The following is a 16,277-nucleotide window of genomic DNA, read 5'->3' as shown; positions in this document are numbered from 1 at the left end:
CGGCGCGACGCGAGTTGTGTTGCCCAATCGAACGGCAGCAAGGCAGCAAGGCGGCAAGGCGGCAAGGCGGCAAGGCGGCAAGGCGGCAAGGCGGCAAGGCGGCAAGGCGGCAGTGCTGCTGGGCAACTGGGCAGCACGGCAGCACGGCAGCACGGCAGCACGGCAGCACGGCAGCACCGCGCGCTGTGCGGCGAACCCGCTCAACCGGCAGCGCCACCCGACTGCACACGCGCCTCGACGCGCCCGCGCAGGGTGTTTCGATACCACAGCGTCCACAGCGTCAGCCCGCCATAGATGCCATAGCCGATAAAAGGGGAAACGACCAGAAAACGCTCGATCGGCCAGGTGAGCGCCATCCACGCACGCAGCGCGGTTTCGCCGCTCAGGCCGATGCCCCACACCAGCGTCATCAGGCGCATCGCCGCGACCAGCGCGGGGCGCTCCTGCCACAGCGCTTCGAAGCGCGCGGCGCCGCCTTCCATTTCGCGCGCAACGGTGGCGCGCGCAAGATAGAAGATCAGCGGACGGCGCATCGGCAGGGAGATCAGAAACACCACGCCGATCGCGCCGGACACCAGCGACTCGCGCAACAGCAGCATGCGAGGACTGCCGCCGAGCGCCATCGCCGCGACCGAGAGCACGATGCCGGTCACGACCATCACGCTCAGCGCGTCGACGCGCCGAAAACGCACGAGTTCGACCAGACTCCAGACGATCGGCGGCACGGCGGACGCGATCAATGCGCCGGTTTCGCCCAGATGCGGCAGCGCGAGCCGGTAGGCGAGCCACGGCAACAGAAAGTTGACGGCCAGTTCGAGCACAAAACCCGGACGGAGCTTCATGTTGATTTACGCTGTAAGCGAAAAGTGCAGTATCGATGAGCGGCCGTGCCGATGCAAATGGTTTTTCGCATTGACCATCGCCCCCGATAGTCCGTAATCGGCGTTCGGGCGCACTGTGTACACTCATGTCTCCCAGCCCAATTTCGCGTCATGACATCCCGCTATCCGATCCCACCGAACGAAATCGAACTGACCGCAGTGCGCGCGCAAGGAGCGGGCGGCCAGAACGTCAATAAGGTTTCGAGCGCGATTCACCTGCGCTTCGACGTGCGCGCTTCATCGTTGCCGGAAGTGTTGAAGATGCGCCTGCTCGCGCTGTCCGATCACCGGCTCACGCGCGACGGCGTCGTGATCATCAAGGCGCAGGAGCATCGGACTCAGGAGATGAACCGCGCGGCTGCGCTGGCGCGGCTCGATGAACTGATCGAAAGCGTCAGCGTGACGCGCAAACCGCGCTTCGCGACCCGGCCGACGCGCGCGTCGAACCTGCGGCGCCTCGACAGCAAGGCCAAACGCAGCGAGGTCAAATCCGGCCGCGGCCGGGTGGACGATTAGCGCTTGCCGCCGCGTCCCGCCGGGCGCCCGTCCGGGGTCGCGGTCGGCACGAAGTCGACGCAAAGCACGTGAGTGCCCTGACGCTCGAACGCGAGGGCGGCGGTGTAGCAGTCCTGAGCGTCGGCGAGCGAATAATGCGGACCCATCATCGCGACGCGCCCCGGCGCGGCGAGCGCGTGCTTGAAGTAGGCCCGCCGCGACCAGTTGCTGCGCGTATCGGTATAGAGCGGCGCGAGCCGTAGCGGAGGCGGCGGCACCGAGGTGGCCGTGACCGAAGGCAGCGTTTGCTCGCCGTGTCCGTCGGTGATGAATACGCGCCGGGCCTCAGGCAGATGCCACACCTTTTGCGCTGCCTGACGCAGATCGCCGGTCGCTTTGTAGGTCTCGGCGGCGGCCAGCACCGCTTCCGCGAAACCCTCGAAACCGAGCCGCTGGTGGCCGGCATGCGCGCGCTCGTAGTCGGCGAACTTGCTCCACATCGATTCGATCAAGGCCGGCACTTTGGCGCAGGCTGCCTGTACGGAACTCTTCGGCTGACCGAGCCAGAAACCCTGGACGAAATCGACGTCGGCTTCCATCAGGATCATCAATTCTTCGTCGGTTTCGACGCCTTCAGCCAGCACCAGCGTGCCGGACTGATGAAGCATCGCGATCAGGTGGCTGATCATCGAGTCGTCGCCTTCGCGCTTGCCGGCGCGCGCGACCAGCGAACGGTCGAGTTTGACGATGTCGGGGCGAAAGCGCCATACGCGGTCGAAGTTCGAGAAGCCGGTGCCGAAGTCGTCGATCGCGATCAGGAAGTCGCGCGGCTGCGAGGCCGCGAGCATGCTGGCGACGGCGGATTCGTCGTCGGCGGGCTGCTCGAGCACTTCGATCACGATGCGCTCCTGCGGCAGACCGAAGTGCGCCGACAGTTCGTCGATGAACGCGCGCTGCGGCCAGCCGGTTTCGAATACCTGTGGACGCGTATTCAGGAAGAGCCAGCCGGTGCTGATGCCTTGCTCCATGAAATTCGCCACATGCAGGCAGCGCGCGATACGGTCGAGCTCGCGGGCGTCGGCGGCCGAGCGCGTGCCCGAGAAGAGCACTTCTGGCGAGACCGGCAAACCGACCGGATCGAAGGCGCGCAACAGTCCCTCGTAACCGACGATGCACTGGTGCGTGACCGACAACACCGGCTGGAACACGCTGTGCAAAGTGAGCGCGCGCCACGTCGCGCTCCAGCCGGACTCGCACCGGACCAGATGCGGGAGCAGGCCGCTCAGAGTCAATGCGCTGACGGATGGCATAAAGGCGGGCAGGAGAGCGGACATGGCGACATCGCGGCAAGCGGGTGACGGGACGCGCCAGACGATTCGGCGCGCAACGGAGGCACGGCCCTCACGTGTGCAGGGCGGGTTGTATAAAACCCGGGAACGCGGAGAGCAATGCCAGCCATGCTGGACTCCGGCGGATTAGTCAAGACCAGTCTAGCAGTTTGCAATTCGCATGAATGTGCGGGTAATCACAGACGCGGGGGCGTACCCGCGCGCCTGGCGGGGCACCCCGCCAAGCCTTTCCCCGCGGACCATCCGGCGCGATGTCGCGGGCCCGTCGCGCGAGTTTTGCGCCCATCTTGCAGTGCGCAAAACCGATTGCTTCTATCGCAATCGATCGCCTGTATGAAACCGAGCGTAACAGGGCGTTGAGCGGACACCCGCCAAACTCCAGGCAAGGGCGGCTCAGAGAGGCGGACGCGCGAACCGGCTCTCGGCGCGGCGCGGATGACGCACGGACGGCGAAGCCATTGGCCTGAACGTGCGTCCTGCAGGTTTGGCGGGCGCCCGGTATGCTGCTGCTCTTTCAGTGAAATGGAGGTCAGGTATGTCGGAAATCGCGGTCGTCGCAATCTCGGTGGCGAAGCCGGGCTATGAAGAGCCACTGCGCGAGGCGCTCGAAGGTCTGGTCGGGCCGACGCGCAAGGAGCAGGGAGCGCTTCAATACGATTTGCACCGCGACGTCGAGGAGCCGCGCCGGTTCGTGTTTGTCGAGCGTTGGGAAAGCCAGCAGGCGCTGGCGGCGCATGCGCGATCCGCGCACATCGCGGCTTATCGGGAAGCGGTGGCGGATTGGGTGGAGCACGCTGAAATTCGCGTCGTGTCGAAGATCGCCTGACCGGACTGACACGCCGCGCAACGGCGAGCGGGTTGCCGGGCCGCTTTGGCCGGCCACCCGCTCGCCGTTCTGGATCATGACGCGATGATCAATGCGTGGCTTGGGGCACGTCGAGAATCAGGATGATGGTCCAGTCCGCATCGCCATCGTGGTGATACTGGCGTTCCGCGACGATGAACGGCTGCTGTTTGCCATCCGGTCCAAGAAACAGCACGTCGCCTTCCATCGGCAGGCATTCGACGGGCGGCAGCGCCAGAAACGCCTCCTGACCGCCGCGCGGCATCAGTTTTTCGATCTTGCGAGATGCTGCTTCAGTCCATTCGATATCAAGCTGGATGTTGCTCATGCTGTCCTCCGCACCAAGGTGCGCACGGGTTAGGGGTTCCGGCTGGGCGCCGGTCGGTGCGCGACTTTAGCACACCGACGGCCGCGCGCTGCGGGGCTCGAGCGGCGCGTTCGGAGCGGGTCGGCGCGTGGGGCTGAGCCGGGACTCGCAAGTCTTTCGCCCGCCCCTTCGCCGGTCCTTTTCGCCAGCCATTTTCGCCTGCCCATTAGACAACAAAAAAAGCCGAAGCCGACGATGCCGGCTTCGGCTTTTGACCTTCGCGGCGCGGCCGCAGGTGAATGGAGGAGCGTGCTTACGAGCCGGCGTCCGCTTTGGGCGCCTTCTTGTGATGCGGGGCACCCTTGTGGTGTTTCATCGGCGCGGCCGGCGCGCTGTCCATTGCTTGCTGACGGTTTTGCAAATCTTGCGCGCGCTGCTCGACGTCGGCGGCCTTGGCCGGATCGGTGCTCATCATGACGCCGTGGTCCTGCGCATAAACCGCGCCCGTTACGGCACTGAGGGAAACCAGGATCGCCAGGGACACTTTCTTCATTGCTACCTCCGCAGAGTGGTTGTGGACCTGAGTGCTTGCCTGTCCAGACGGAAAGACAATGCATTCTAGTCAGCAATATCCGCTCCAACGGACGGATTTGTAAGTGCGATGACAATTCGTTACATCTTGTTACGCACAAGCGCCGTTGCAACGCCGGCTGGTTTCGCCAACGAGTCACATCTGTGGTTTACCGCTCGACACAACCTTCGCATGTCTAAATAAAGCGCATCTTGATGTTGTCTGGATTCTAGAACCACCCGATGGCGCGATAGACATGAAATTGTGCGATTCCAATCAGTTCATGCAATGCGATTTCCGCTGTCACCAGGTTGTCATAGCGCGGCAGTACACCTAGACGTGCTCGCCGCGCATTCGAAATCATCGGTTGCGGCGCGAGGCCGAAGCGATGGAAGTCGAGCAGCGCTCGCGGCATCTGGTAGGCGGAGGTGACGAGGATCAGCGAGTCGTAACGTGAGCCGTCCAGAATGGCGGAGACGTTGCGCGCGTTTTCATAGGTCGTGCGGCTGCTGTTTTCCAGCACGATGTCCGCGCGCGGGACCTGCTGGCGCAACAGATAAGGCAAGTAGGTGTCGGCTTCGGTCGCGCGGTGCCGCTGCGGATTGCCGCCGCTCACGATCACATGGCAGGTGGCCGCCGTGCGTTTGCAGGCGGCGTAATTCTCCGCGCTCGCCGTGATGCGTGTGAGCACGTCGTGCGGCGGCACGAGTACGTGGTCGTCGTTGTAGATCGTGCCGCCGCCGAGCATGATGATCGCGGTGCGCGGCGCGAACCGGGCGGGCGCATCGGTCCGCCAGCGCGGTTGCGCCAGAAGTAGCAAAGGGGCGGTGAGCCAGCCGGCGGCGAGCAGCCAGAACAAGGCGAGCGTACCGATGGCAAGCGGGCGCCTGGCGCGCTTCCATAGCACGATTGCTGCAAAAAAAAGCGCTAATAAAATGAATAGAATCAATTTAAATGGGGTAACGTATGTCTTTCGGGACAAATCTACGGGCCTGCTATCGCGCCGCAGCGGTTGCATCGTCGGCTCGCGGACAGAACGCTAACATGCCGTTCAGACGGGGGTTCCGAAACGAGACCAGGCAGCACCTGGCGGAATTCGGCTGCAAGATTGCGGCCAGCTTCCAGCCAAGGGCGGGTGCTACGCGCGTCGCTGGTGGCGCGGTGACGTGTTGGGCATGGATGTGTCATAGCTGCACTTTAAGAAAGAAGTGAGATGACCACGTATTCCAACGAAGCGGTACTTGAAGCGCTGCGGCGGGCGCAATATCGCCAGGTCCCATGGGCCAGAAGGCCAGGCGTCTTCCAATATCTTCGCGCATTAGGCTTGATGGACACCGTGCGGCAGCGCACTGTCGCACCGGCTCCCGGTTTTCATGCACCGGTCGATATCGCTGTGCTCACTGAACGGGGCAGAGCGGAGTTCGCGCGGCTCGCACACGACGAGCGCTTGCTCAGTTGGACCGCGCAGCGAATGAACGACTACGTCGTCGCCACAGCCGACACGCGGCCCACCGCCGCGCTCGAAGTCCGGCCCTAGGTCCGGCTGGCTGGCAGGCTCGCGTGATCTCCCCGGCCGCTCGACGCGGCTGGTGGTGATTTCATTGCCGCATCCCTCTGCTTCCTCATTACACCTGACGTGACGCGGGCTCCGCCCGCGCCCGCCCCGCCTTCGTGGATGAGCGCGGGCGTTCTGCTCGCACGCGCCGCATGCCTTGGCCGCAGGAGAGGCGCAAAAAAAAGCCCGTATCGCGAGGATACGGGCGTACCGGAATTACTACTGCCACGCTGTGCTAATGGCGTTCAATCAGACTCCCAGAACGCGGGGTGGTTCCCCCGATCAGCCAATCTGCGCGATCTCCGCTGTCGAGCGGCGCGGCGAACCGCTGCGCGCACCGAACCCGCCTAATGCCGGCGCGCCGGATCCTGGCGAGGCGCGTCCGGCCGGGCCCGCACGTTACTGGCGATATCGCCGCGCAGGTCGCCGCGCGGCGCCGGCGGCGTGAAGTCGCGGGCACGCGCATCGCTTTGCTGCCAGGCTTCGATGGTGGCCGGACGATCCGGCCGCCAGTTCCAAGCCTGTTGGCGCTGCTGTGCGAGCGCCGGTGCGGCCATTGATGAAACGACAATGCCGCACAGAAGCAGTGACATTGTTTTCATGCTGAGCTCCCGTCAAGCCGATGGACTCAAGGCCTGTTTGCATAGACATAAGGTATGCCCAGTCGCGAAAGCGCGCTGTAAGTAATAGTAAATGGATGTTTCACCCGCAACTATCGCGCTGCTTCAGACGACTGAAGCAGCGCACAGGCAGGCTGGGTGTAACAGGAGGGGACGACTGCGTTGGGCGCGCCGGACAGCGGTGCCCATGACAGATTCGGCGAGCGTCGACACGCGGCGCGCGGCGACCTGGATCGGATCGAAGCCGGGCGCCCGTAAGCGCCCGGAGGTCAAACAGTTCGCGTCAGGCCATCTTGACCGGAGCGCGCCACGATTCCGGATTGGTCCAGAATGCGCCGCGCAGGCGGTCACGGCTCGGCGGTGCCGGCGGTTTGGCTGCGGTTGCGCCGATCCGGCCGCGCAGCGAAATTTCACGACCGCTCGTGCCGAGTCGCTTAACTATTTCGGCGAGCGTACCATCGGCTTGCCACTCGTCGAAGCGACGGCGGCACGTCGGCGGCGACGGATAGCGGCCCGGCAGTTTGGACCAGCCTTCACCCGTCGACAGCACCCACAGCACGGCGTTGACAACCGCGCGCGCTTCCACGCGTGGCCGACCGCGCCGTTCGCTCCGTGCTGGCTCCGCACAGAACAACGCCTCGACCAGCGCCCACTCGTTGTCTCTCAAATCGTCGAACAGCATCATGTTTCACCTCAGCGAAGCTAACTCCGGTGCGCTGCCCCGCGCCGCGCACTCTCCATGCACTCGATAGGCGAGTGCCAAGGAGGGTCGGGCTTGCCACGGTCTGCTATGCAGTCAGAATCATGGCGCCGACCCTTGTGTGCATGTAAATGCAGGAAGTGTGCCACGTTGAGTCCAACCGCCTGAAAGCCCCATGACAGCGGGCCAGCGCGGGCGCTAGCTAGGGGCGTATAAGAATCCAAAAAACCCATCTCGCAAATCGGGACAATCACCAATCTTGTGCAATCAAGCCCGGCCAGCGTGCGTTTGCGCCTTATTGCTGCATTGCAGCGCGATTGCTAAAAGCGAATAGGCCGTTGACTTTCGCCTTACAATGCGCATCAAATGGGGCAATTGATGAGGTTGGTAAATGAATGTCACGCTACGCCAGCTCAGGGTTTTCATCGAGGTGGCCCGTCTGCAGAGTTTCAGCCGGGCCGGCGATGAGATCGGCCTGACGCAGTCGGCGGTTAGCCGCTGCGTGCGCGAACTGGAGGGCGAGATCGGCCTGAAGCTGATCGACCGCACCACCCGGGAGGTGCAACTGACGGATGTCGGCGGCAACCTCGTGTCGAGCGTGTCGCGTCTGTTATCGGATCTGGACGACGCGCTGCGCGAGATCCGCGAAATCGGCGAGCAGCGCCGCGGGCGCGTGGTGGTGGCCGCCAGCCCGACAGTGGCGTGCCGGCTCATGCCGCGCGTGGTGGCCGCGTGCGGGGAGCAGTTTCCCTACATCGTGCTGGGTTTGCGCGACGACGTGCAGAGCGACGTGGTGCGCAAGGTGAAGTCGGGCGAGGTCGACTTCGGCGTGATCATCGGCCCGTTCACCGCCGACGATCTGCTCAGCGAGCCACTGATGACGGATTCATTCTGCCTCGTTATGCGTAACGATCACCCGTTGACGTCACGGGAAAGGGTGGCGTGGACGGATCTGGAAGGCCAGCAGCTCGTGATGCTCGATTACGCGTCGGGTAGCCGGCCGATCATCGATGCAGTGATGCAGGAATACGGCGTAAGCGCCGCGGTGGTGCAGGAGCTGGGGCATTCCGCGACCGTTTTTGGGCTGGTCGAGGCAGGCATCGGCGTGAGCGTGCTGCCGTGGCTGGCATTGCCGCTGCCGGCGGGCGCCTCGCTGGTGGCCCGGCCGCTCGTGCCGCGCGCGGAGCGCACGGTCGAACTGGTGCGGCGGCGCGACCGCTCGCTCTCGCCGGCAGCGGAGGCGGTGTGGGGATTGATTCACCAACTGCCGGGGCGAGCGGAGGATTTGAGTTAATGACGAAGAGGCTGCATGCTCGTTGGACGGCAGACGGCAGACGGCAGACGGCAGACGGCAGACGGCAGACGGCAGACGGCAGACGGCAGACGGCAGACGGCAGACGGCAGACGGCAGACGGCAGACGGCAGACGGCAGACGGCAGACGGCAGACGGCAGACGGCAGACGACGGCAGGACCGAAGAGCGACCGAGCGACGAGCACGGGTTTTTTTGCCGTCCAGCCAAGTCGCCCGACCCCAGCCCGTTCTCGACCAATCACCCGGCCAGGTTCAGTCACGCTTGCTGGTTCGTTGACTTCGCCGCACCGAAAAGTAGCGCCAAGCTAAACTAGCGCCTCCGCTGAACTTCAGTTCATGCCCCCACCCGTCTGGATGCCTCGATGAGCGAATCGGATCTGTCTGTGCCATCTACCCCCAACGCGCGCGACGCCGTGCGCGCCCTGCGTCCTTCGCAGATCCGTGAAGTCGCCAACGCCGGTTTCGGCGTCGACGACGTCCTGCCGTTCTGGTTCGGCGAGTCCGACCGCGTCACGCCGGCCTTTATCCGCGACGCCGCTAGCGCTTCGCTGGCCGCGGGCGCGACGTTCTACACGCACAACCTGGGCATCGCACCGCTGCGCGCCGCGTTGGCGGGCTATGTCAGCAAGCTTCACGGCGCGACGTCGCCCGAGCACATCGCGGTCACGAGCGCCGGCGTCAATGCGCTGATGCTCGCGGCACAACTCGTGGTGGGCGCGGGCGACCGCGTCGTCGCGGTCACGCCGCTCTGGCCGAACCTCGTCGAGATTCCGAAGATTCTCGGCGCGCACGTGGAAACCGTCGCACTGGACTACGGAGAGCACGGCTGGCAGCTGGACCTCCAGCACTTGCTGGCGGCGCTGACGTCCGACACGAAAATGCTGCTGATCAATTCGCCCAACAACCCGACCGGCTGGGTGATGAGTCGCGACGAGCAGCGCGCCGTGCTGGCGCATTGCCGGCGCCACGGTATCTGGATCGTGGCGGACGAGGTCTACGAGCGCCTCTATTACGCCGAAGCCGATCAGGGCACGGCGGGCGCGACCTCGATCACCGCACCGTCATTCCTCGATCTGGCCGCGCGCGACGAACGCGTGATCTGCGTGAATTCCTTTTCGAAGGCGTGGTTGATGACAGGCTGGCGGCTCGGCTGGATCGTCGCGCCCACCTCGCTGATGGACGATCTCGGCAAGCTCGTCGAGTACAACACCTCGTGCGCGCCGGCGTTCGTTCAGCACGCGGGCATCGCGGCCATCGAGCAGGGTGAAGCCTTTACACAGGAATTGGTGCTGGAGTTGAAGGCGTCGCGCGACCATCTGGTGCGCGCGCTCTGCGCCGTGCCCGGAGTCGACGTCAAGGCGCCGCCCGGCGCGATGTATCTGTTTTTCTCGATGCCGGGCGCCTCGCACAGTCTGGAGTTATGCAAGGCGATGGTCCGTGAGGTGGGACTCGGCGTAGCGCCGGGCAGCGCTTTCGGTCCGCAAGGCGAGGGCTTCGTGCGCTGGTGCTATGCCTGCGACACGGCGCGGCTGGACGCGGGCGTCGAGCGTCTGAAGCGGTTCCTCGCGCACCACGCGCCGGCCCGCTGAGGGCAGGGCCGAAAAGTTGGCGGCGCGCAGCGATCGAGCCAATCCGGCGAAGAACGAGCGAAGAAAGCCGGTTTCTGACCAATTGAGCCTGCTTTTTCGCTAAAGCACGCCCGCCTAGGCGAGCCCCGAAAATGCGCCGGGGATTTCATCTTTACGCACTGATTGTTTTTGCGTAATATGGCGCTCAGTCACGCGGTTCCTTTCAGGAATATCGCTGCTCCGTCCGGCTGGGTTTGGTTCGATTGTCTGTTTCGCCTCCCCCCGGTGCGTGCTCCCATCAATATGACCGATCAGAATCGGGCGAGCGCGTCTTCAGTTCCACATCGTCTGTTTGATCCGGTTCTTTGACCACAGGGTCTGACCTAGCTGCATGAATACCCAAGAGGCGAAGATCGTCCTCGAGACTGCCTTGATCTGCGCGCAGGAGCCGTTAAAGCTCGGCGAGTTGCGCAAGCTCTTTGCCGACGGCGTGTCGGCAGACACCGTTCGGACTTTGCTCGAAGACCTCAAGCAGGATTGGTCTGGGCGCGGTGTGGAGTTGGTCGGGCTGGCGTCGGGCTGGCGGTTTCAAAGCAAGCCCGCAATGCGTTCGTATCTGGATCGCTTGCATCCTGAGAAACCGCCGAAATATTCGCGCGCGGTGCTCGAAACGCTCGCGATCATTGCCTATCGGCAACCGGTCACGCGGGGCGATATCGAAGAAATTCGCGGCGTCACCGTGAATACGCAGGTCGTCAAGCAGCTCGAAGACCGCAACTGGATCGAGGTGATCGGTCATCGTGATGTGCCGGGCCGTCCCGCGCTGTACGCGACTACGCGGCAGTTTCTCGACGACCTCGGGCTGAAAGCGCTCGACGAATTGCCGCCGCTCGCGGATCCGTCGGCGCAGTTGAACGCGGATCTGCTCGGCCAGCATGCAATCGAGTTCGCCGATGCCGGCGAGACGCTGGCCTCGGGCGAAGAGAGTGCGCCCGAAGAGCCGGATGATTCCGGCGCAGTCGATGCAAGCGCTGCTGCGGATGCGATTGTCGACATGGCCGCCACTGGCGACCTGCAGGCTATTCCTCCGGTGGTGCGCGAGGCGCCTGCGCCCGACTCCGCAGAGGCGGGCGCGGGTGGTCATGGCGGGGGCAGCCCGTTCGAGCGCGTCGGCGAAACACCGGGAACGGAAATCGCTGACGGACTTGCCGAAACGTCTCAGAAACAGTACGCGGAGCCGGTGGAATCAGCACCGACGGCCGAAGTGACCGACAGTGCAGTGGCAATCGCACCGGCATCCGGGTCGCATGCGGACGCCGCTGGCGCGCCGTCTGCGCACGAGCATGCTGAAACGGCATACGTGGAAAACGTTGCACCGCAGACCGGCGCCGCCGGGTCCGCACAGAATCACGATCCGGTCTCCCAGACCGATCCGGCAATACCCGCGCACGACTCGGGCGTACTCCGCAATACGGAGCACGCCGCCGAGCCGAACCCGACCAAGGCGGCGCACGGCGATCCTGAGGATCGCCGCGATGCGGCGCAGGACGCAGGCATTCTGACCGACGACGAAGCCGAGTCGCGCAGCGCCTGACGTAACCGAACTTTTTTGCCACGCCCGCAACGGGCGTGCGCGACCTGACATTTTGAGGTTGTTTTGACACATACCCACGACACCGATTCGTCCGAATCCGAGCGCGCCGTGCCGTCGGCTCGCGCTGACGAAACGCGCACCACGCAAGCGTCGGCAGGCGAGGGCGAGCGCCCGGCGCAGACCACGGAAGCAGACGGTGAAGACCGTCCGCGCCGCGGCCTGCGTCGCGGCCCGCGCAGCCTGATCGCGCGTCGCCGCGCCGGCGGGAAGACGAAGGGCGCCGAAGCCGGCCCCGCGCAGGACGCGCCGGTTGTCGGCGAGGCGCCGCCGGACGGCGAGGTCGTCGCGCAAGTGCGTATGCCGCGCAAGGATGCCGGCGCCAAGGGTCAAGGGCCGCGTCGCAATGCGGGCGGCGCGCGCCGCGAGGGCGCACCGCGTGAAGGCGCGCCTCGTGAAGGCCAGCGCGAGCGTCAGCCGCGCGAAGGCGGCCCGCGTCAGAACCGCCGTGGCGCGGAAGCGCCGGCGGTCGCGGCCGAAGCCGGTCAGGACGACCTGTTCTCGTACGTGACGTCGCCCGCGTTCGACGCGGACAACAGCGCCACCGGCGGCGTGCGGGCTCCGATGCTCCGTCGTGGCAAGCCGGCCGCGCCCAAGCGCGTGCTCGCCGCGGACGACGACGCGCCGAAGCTGCACAAGGTGCTGGCCGAAGCCGGCATGGGTTCGCGCCGCGACATGGAAGAGCTGATCGTCGCCGGCCGCGTGTCGGTGAATGGCGAGCCGGCTCACATCGGCCAGCGGATCATGCCGACCGACCAGGTTCGCATCAATGGCAAGCCGGTCAAGCGCAAGCTCGCCAACAAGCCGCCGCGCGTGCTGCTCTATCACAAGCCGACCGGCGAAATCGTCAGCCATGCCGATCCGGAAGGCCGTCCCTCGGTGTTCGACAAACTGCCGCCGATGAAAACTGCCAAGTGGCTTGCGGTCGGCCGTCTCGACTTCAACACGGAAGGTCTGCTGATGCTGACCACGTCGGGCGATCTGGCGAACCGGTTCATGCACCCGCGTTATAGCGTCGAGCGTGAATATGCTGTGCGGGTGGTCGGCGAACTGGCGGAAGGCATGCGTCAGAAGCTGCTGCACGGCGTCGAGCTGGACGACGGTCCGGCGAATTTCCTGCGTATTCGCGATGGCGGCGGCGAAGGCACCAATCACTGGTATCACGTCGCGCTCGCCGAAGGGCGCAACCGCGAAGTGCGTCGTATGTTCGAAGCGGCCGGCCTGATGGTCAGCCGTCTGATCCGTACCCGTCACGGCCCGATTTCGCTGCCGAAGGGCCTCAAGCGCGGCCGTTGGGAGGAGCTCGAAGACAACCAGGTGCGCGCGCTGATGGCGGCGGTGGGTCTGAAGGCACCGACGGAAGACAAGGGCAGCCGCCGGGAAGCCCCGGAGCGTAAGCAGCCGGATCCGATGCAAACGTCGATGGGCTTCATCAACCGTGAACCCGTGTTGATGTCGCATAGCCGTTTCGAGCAGCAGCAACCGCGCGGCCAGGGCCGCCGCAGTGCGGCGGGCGGCGGATTCGGCGGCGGTGCGAGCGGCGGCGGCTTCGGCGGTGGCGGTTACGGCAATCGTGGCGCCGGCCGCGGCGCGGGTGGTCTCGGCGGCCCGATGGGCGGCGGTGCTGGCGGCCCGCGCGGCGGGCGAGAAGTCGACGGCAATCGCGCACCGTCGGGTAACGGCAATCGTGCGGCCGGCGGCGGCAAGCGGGCTGGCGGCGGTGGGATGGGCGCCGGGACCGGCGGCGGTAACCGCGGGCCGGCGGGCAATCGCGGCGGCAACGCCAACCGCGCGGGCGGCGGCAATGCCAGTCCGGGCGGCGCCAATCGGGGCGGCGGCGCACCGCGCGGCCGTTCACGCGGCCGGTAACCGGTAAGCGAGTTATGCATGGCGGCGGGCTGCTGATCGTTCCTTGACGATCTTCGCCAGCCACCGTCATCGTCGGTCGACGAGCGCATCGGGATCTTTGGGTTTCGTGTCCTGCGAATTCGTCCGGCGCATAAAACCACGGTGTGGCCCATAGTGGGGGCAGATTTCACTTGCCTGCCCCGTTCCGTGCGGATCCGCAGCGGCGCGGGGTGCTTGCAAAAGGCCCGAAGTGCCGCCACATTGCTGAAAGATTCCCATCAAATCAAGCGGAAATGCGCATTGGGCGGCGCTTTGCGGTTTGCGTTTGTCCTGAAAAATGGCTACAATCGCGAAGTCGCTGGGCGTGCGGCTTTTTATGTGCGGCTCAGGTGCGACCACCGGCAATAAGATGATGGGCGTTTAGCCCATTTTTTTTTGCCGCTCAGTTCTCAGTGGTTCGGCATCTCGGGTAGCACGAACGTGCGCCGGCTTGGCGCGCGGCCCGCATTGGTTGTTTGCAGAACAGGCGGCAGGCTCGCTGCGCGAACATCTAAGAGGGCATTGTGCAACTGACGGAACTGATTGAAACCACGGTCGTGGGACTCGGCTACGAGCTCGTCGACTTCGAGCGCACCGGGCGCGGCATGATGTGTATCTATATCGACCAGCCGGCCGGCATCGCGATCGAAGACTGCGAGAAAGTCACGCGTCAGCTCCAGCACGTTCTGACGGTCGAAAATATCGATTACGAGCGGCTTGAAGTATCGTCGCCGGGTCTCGACCGCCCGCTGAAGAAACTGGCGGATTTCGAACGCTTCGCAGGCAGCGAAGTGGTAATCACATTGAAAAAGCCATTGGACGGACGGAAATCGTACCGGGGCATTCTGCATGCTCCGCAAGGCGAGACGATCGGTCTGGAATTTGAAGGGAAGGAAGGCGCCGCGATGCTCGATTTCACGCTCGCGGACATGGACAAAGCACGCCTCGTTCCGAAAGTTGACTTTAGGAGCCGCAAACAATGAGTCGCGAAGTGTTGATGCTGGTGGATGCGCTGGCACGCGAGAAGAATGTCGACAAAGACGTGGTATTTGCCGCGCTCGAAGCGGCTCTCGCTTCGGCCTCCAAGAAACTCTTCGAAGAAGATGCGGATATCCGCGTCCATATCGACCGTGAAAGCGGCGAGCACGAAACGTTTCGCCGCTGGAAAGTGGTGCCGGACGAAGCCGGTTTGCAGGAGCCGGATCAGGAAATCCTGCTGTTCGAAGCACGTGAGCAGAAGCCTGAGATTCAGCTCGACGAGTTCATCGAAGAACCGGTGCCGTCGATCGAATTCGGCCGTATCGGCGCGCAGGCCGCCAAGCAGGTGATCCTGCAGAAGGTGCGCGACGCTGAACGCGAGCAGATTCTGAACGACTTCCTCGAGCGCGGCGAGCACATCATGACCGGCTCGGTGAAGCGCCTCGACAAGGGCAACTTCATCGTCGAAACCGGCCGTGTCGAAGCGCTGCTGCGCCGCGATCAGCTGATTCCGAAGGAAAACCTGCGCGTGGGCGACCGCGTGCGCGCCTACATCGCGAAGGTCGATCGCACCGCGCGCGGTCCGCAGATCGAACTGTCGCGCACGGCGCCCGAATTCCTGATGAAGCTGTTCGAGATGGAAGTGCCGGAAATCGAGCAGGGCCTGCTGGAAATCAAGGCAGCCGCGCGGGATCCGGGCGTGCGCGCCAAGATCGGCGTGGTCGCGTACGACAAGCGCATCGATCCGATCGGCACGTGCGTCGGTATTCGCGGTTCGCGGGTGCAGGCTGTGCGTAACGAGCTCGGTGGCGAAAACGTCGACATCGTGCTATGGTCGGAGGATCCCGCTCAGTTTGTGATCGGCGCGCTCGCGCCGGCAGCCGTCCAATCGATCGTCGTCGATGAAGAAAAGCACTCGATGGACGTCGTCGTGGACGAAAACGAACTGGCGGTCGCGATCGGCCGCAGCGGCCAGAACGTGCGTCTTGCCAGCGAACTCACCGGCTGGCAGATCAACATCATGACGCCGGACGAATCTGCGCAAAAGCAGAATCAGGAGCGCGGCGTACTGCGTGACCTGTTCATGGCGCGTCTCGATGTCGACGAAGAAGTGGCCGACATCCTGATCGACGAAGGCTTTACGAGCCTCGAAGAGATCGCTTATGTGCCGCTCAACGAAATGCTCGAAATCGAAGCATTCGACGAAGACACTGTTCACGAACTGCGTAATCGCTCGCGCGACGCGCTGTTGACGCAGGCAATCGCGAATGAAGAAAAGGTCGAAAATGTAGCACTCGACCTGAAGAGCCTGGACGGCATGGACGCCGACCTGCTCGCCAAGCTGGCCGAACATCAGATCCAGACGCGCGACGAACTCGCCGAGCTGGCTGTGGATGAACTGGTCGAGATGACCGGAATGGAAGAGGATGCCGCTAAGGCGTTGATCATGAAAGCACGTGAACACTGGTTCCAGTGAGAAATGACCATGGCGCACTAAATTGAAGCGGCCGTCAGGCCGCATGACCCGATGCTAACCGCAAGGAATCGGTCCTTGCAT

Annotated in this window: 15 protein-coding genes and 1 pseudogene; 9 read left to right on the top strand and 7 right to left on the bottom strand. The window is 64.3% G+C overall.

The genetic code is table 11. The features are described 5' to 3' along the window. Positions 1–200: 200 nt before the first annotated feature. Positions 201–842 (bottom strand): VC0807 family protein, encoded by a 642-nt coding sequence (locus CJU94_RS17050; RefSeq protein WP_095419687.1) that lies wholly within the window; start codon positions 840–842, stop codon positions 201–203. A gap of 150 nt (positions 843–992) precedes the next feature. On the opposite strand from CJU94_RS17050, the gene arfB reads away from it, so the two are divergent. Further along, positions 993–1,397: an alternative ribosome rescue aminoacyl-tRNA hydrolase ArfB gene (arfB, locus tag CJU94_RS17045; protein ID WP_095419686.1), complete on the top strand. Its 405-nt coding sequence runs from the start codon at positions 993–995 to the stop codon at positions 1,395–1,397. Here arfB and CJU94_RS17040 read toward each other — a convergent pair. Continuing rightward, entirely contained in the window at positions 1,394–2,710 is a 1,317-nt protein-coding gene (locus CJU94_RS17040) for an EAL domain-containing protein (protein WP_244220856.1), read from the bottom strand. The two genes, arfB and CJU94_RS17040, sit on opposite strands and share 4 nt — an antisense overlap. Before the next feature lie 550 nt (positions 2,711–3,260). Here CJU94_RS17040 and CJU94_RS17035 point away from each other — a divergent pair. After that, positions 3,261–3,551: a putative quinol monooxygenase gene (locus CJU94_RS17035; protein WP_095419685.1), complete on the top strand. Its 291-nt coding sequence runs from the start codon at positions 3,261–3,263 to the stop codon at positions 3,549–3,551. Between the two features lie 88 nt (positions 3,552–3,639). Here the strand turns inward: CJU94_RS17035 and CJU94_RS17030 are convergent, their stop codons facing one another. The 3 genes from CJU94_RS17030 to CJU94_RS17020 all read right to left on the bottom strand — a co-directional run bounded on the left by CJU94_RS17030 (position 3,640) and on the right by CJU94_RS17020 (position 5,396). Continuing rightward, positions 3,640–3,897 (bottom strand): hypothetical protein, encoded by a 258-nt coding sequence (locus tag CJU94_RS17030; protein ID WP_007182306.1) that lies wholly within the window; start codon positions 3,895–3,897, stop codon positions 3,640–3,642. 292 nt (positions 3,898–4,189) lie between these two features. Next, on the bottom strand, positions 4,190–4,429 hold the full coding sequence (locus tag CJU94_RS17025; RefSeq protein ID WP_095419684.1) for a hypothetical protein: 240 nt from the start codon (positions 4,427–4,429) through the stop codon (positions 4,190–4,192). A gap of 247 nt (positions 4,430–4,676) precedes the next feature. Beyond that, positions 4,677–5,396, bottom strand: coding sequence for a YdcF family protein (locus CJU94_RS17020; protein WP_425272195.1), 720 nt, complete (start codon positions 5,394–5,396; stop codon positions 4,677–4,679). Between the two features lie 264 nt (positions 5,397–5,660). Here CJU94_RS17020 and CJU94_RS17015 point away from each other — a divergent pair, with 264 nt between their 5' ends. After that, positions 5,661–5,984: a hypothetical protein gene (locus tag CJU94_RS17015; protein WP_091794922.1), complete on the top strand. Its 324-nt coding sequence runs from the start codon at positions 5,661–5,663 to the stop codon at positions 5,982–5,984. A gap of 365 nt (positions 5,985–6,349) precedes the next feature. Here the strand turns inward: CJU94_RS17015 and CJU94_RS17010 are convergent, their stop codons facing one another. Continuing rightward, entirely contained in the window at positions 6,350–6,604 is a 255-nt protein-coding gene (locus CJU94_RS17010) for a hypothetical protein (RefSeq protein WP_095419683.1), read from the bottom strand. 304 nt (positions 6,605–6,908) lie between these two features. Continuing rightward, positions 6,909–7,304: pseudogene (locus CJU94_RS17005) on the bottom strand (transposase); the annotation flags it as partial. A 409-nt stretch (positions 7,305–7,713) separates the two neighbouring features. Between CJU94_RS17005 and CJU94_RS17000 the strand changes: the two are divergent. The 6 genes from CJU94_RS17000 to nusA all read left to right on the top strand — a co-directional run bounded on the left by CJU94_RS17000 (position 7,714) and on the right by nusA (position 16,196). After that, complete coding sequence (locus tag CJU94_RS17000; protein WP_095419682.1) at positions 7,714–8,616, top strand: LysR family transcriptional regulator; 903 nt, start codon at positions 7,714–7,716, stop codon at positions 8,614–8,616. A 381-nt stretch (positions 8,617–8,997) separates the two neighbouring features. Further along, positions 8,998–10,224, top strand: coding sequence for a pyridoxal phosphate-dependent aminotransferase (locus CJU94_RS16990; protein WP_095419680.1), 1,227 nt, complete (start codon positions 8,998–9,000; stop codon positions 10,222–10,224). A 370-nt stretch (positions 10,225–10,594) separates the two neighbouring features. Then, entirely contained in the window at positions 10,595–11,797 is a 1,203-nt protein-coding gene (gene scpB / locus CJU94_RS16985) for an SMC-Scp complex subunit ScpB (protein WP_095419679.1), read from the top strand. A 63-nt stretch (positions 11,798–11,860) separates the two neighbouring features. After that, complete coding sequence (gene rluB, locus CJU94_RS16980) at positions 11,861–13,723, top strand: 23S rRNA pseudouridine(2605) synthase RluB (RefSeq protein WP_095419678.1); 1,863 nt, start codon at positions 11,861–11,863, stop codon at positions 13,721–13,723. Between the two features lie 542 nt (positions 13,724–14,265). Beyond that, positions 14,266–14,724, top strand: coding sequence for a ribosome maturation factor RimP (gene rimP, locus CJU94_RS16975; protein ID WP_064269683.1), 459 nt, complete (start codon positions 14,266–14,268; stop codon positions 14,722–14,724). Then, the gene (gene nusA, locus CJU94_RS16970; protein ID WP_095419677.1) at positions 14,721–16,196 is read left to right on the top strand and encodes a transcription termination factor NusA; all 1,476 of its coding nucleotides are present in this window, start codon (positions 14,721–14,723) and stop codon (positions 16,194–16,196) included. Before rimP ends, nusA begins: the two co-directional genes overlap by 4 nt. Positions 16,197–16,277: the final 81 nt, after the last annotated feature.

Source organism: Paraburkholderia aromaticivorans (assembly GCF_002278075.1).
GTDB classification, from domain to species: Bacteria; Pseudomonadota; Gammaproteobacteria; order Burkholderiales; family Burkholderiaceae; genus Paraburkholderia; species Paraburkholderia aromaticivorans.
This window is presented reverse-complemented; position numbering and strand designations above follow the sequence as displayed.

Bases quoted from the DNA above. Each gene is read 5' to 3' on its own strand.
- CJU94_RS17050 (WP_095419687.1), bottom strand. From the start codon at position 842: ATGAAGCTCCGTCCGGGTTTTGTGCTCGAACTGGCCGTCAACTTTCTG.
- arfB (WP_095419686.1), top strand. From the start codon at position 993: ATGACATCCCGCTATCCGATCCCACCGAACGAAATCGAACTGACCGCA.
- CJU94_RS17040 (WP_244220856.1), bottom strand. From the start codon at position 2,710: ATGTCCGCTCTCCTGCCCGCCTTTATGCCATCCGTCAGCGCATTGACT.
- CJU94_RS17035 (WP_095419685.1), top strand. From the start codon at position 3,261: ATGTCGGAAATCGCGGTCGTCGCAATCTCGGTGGCGAAGCCGGGCTAT.
- CJU94_RS17030 (WP_007182306.1), bottom strand. From the start codon at position 3,897: ATGAGCAACATCCAGCTTGATATCGAATGGACTGAAGCAGCATCTCGC.
- CJU94_RS17025 (WP_095419684.1), bottom strand. From the start codon at position 4,429: ATGAAGAAAGTGTCCCTGGCGATCCTGGTTTCCCTCAGTGCCGTAACG.
- CJU94_RS17015 (WP_091794922.1), top strand. From the start codon at position 5,661: ATGACCACGTATTCCAACGAAGCGGTACTTGAAGCGCTGCGGCGGGCG.
- CJU94_RS17010 (WP_095419683.1), bottom strand. From the start codon at position 6,604: ATGAAAACAATGTCACTGCTTCTGTGCGGCATTGTCGTTTCATCAATG.
- CJU94_RS17000 (WP_095419682.1), top strand. From the start codon at position 7,714: ATGAATGTCACGCTACGCCAGCTCAGGGTTTTCATCGAGGTGGCCCGT.
- CJU94_RS16990 (WP_095419680.1), top strand. From the start codon at position 8,998: ATGAGCGAATCGGATCTGTCTGTGCCATCTACCCCCAACGCGCGCGAC.
- scpB (WP_095419679.1), top strand. From the start codon at position 10,595: ATGAATACCCAAGAGGCGAAGATCGTCCTCGAGACTGCCTTGATCTGC.
- nusA (WP_095419677.1), top strand. From the start codon at position 14,721: ATGAGTCGCGAAGTGTTGATGCTGGTGGATGCGCTGGCACGCGAGAAG.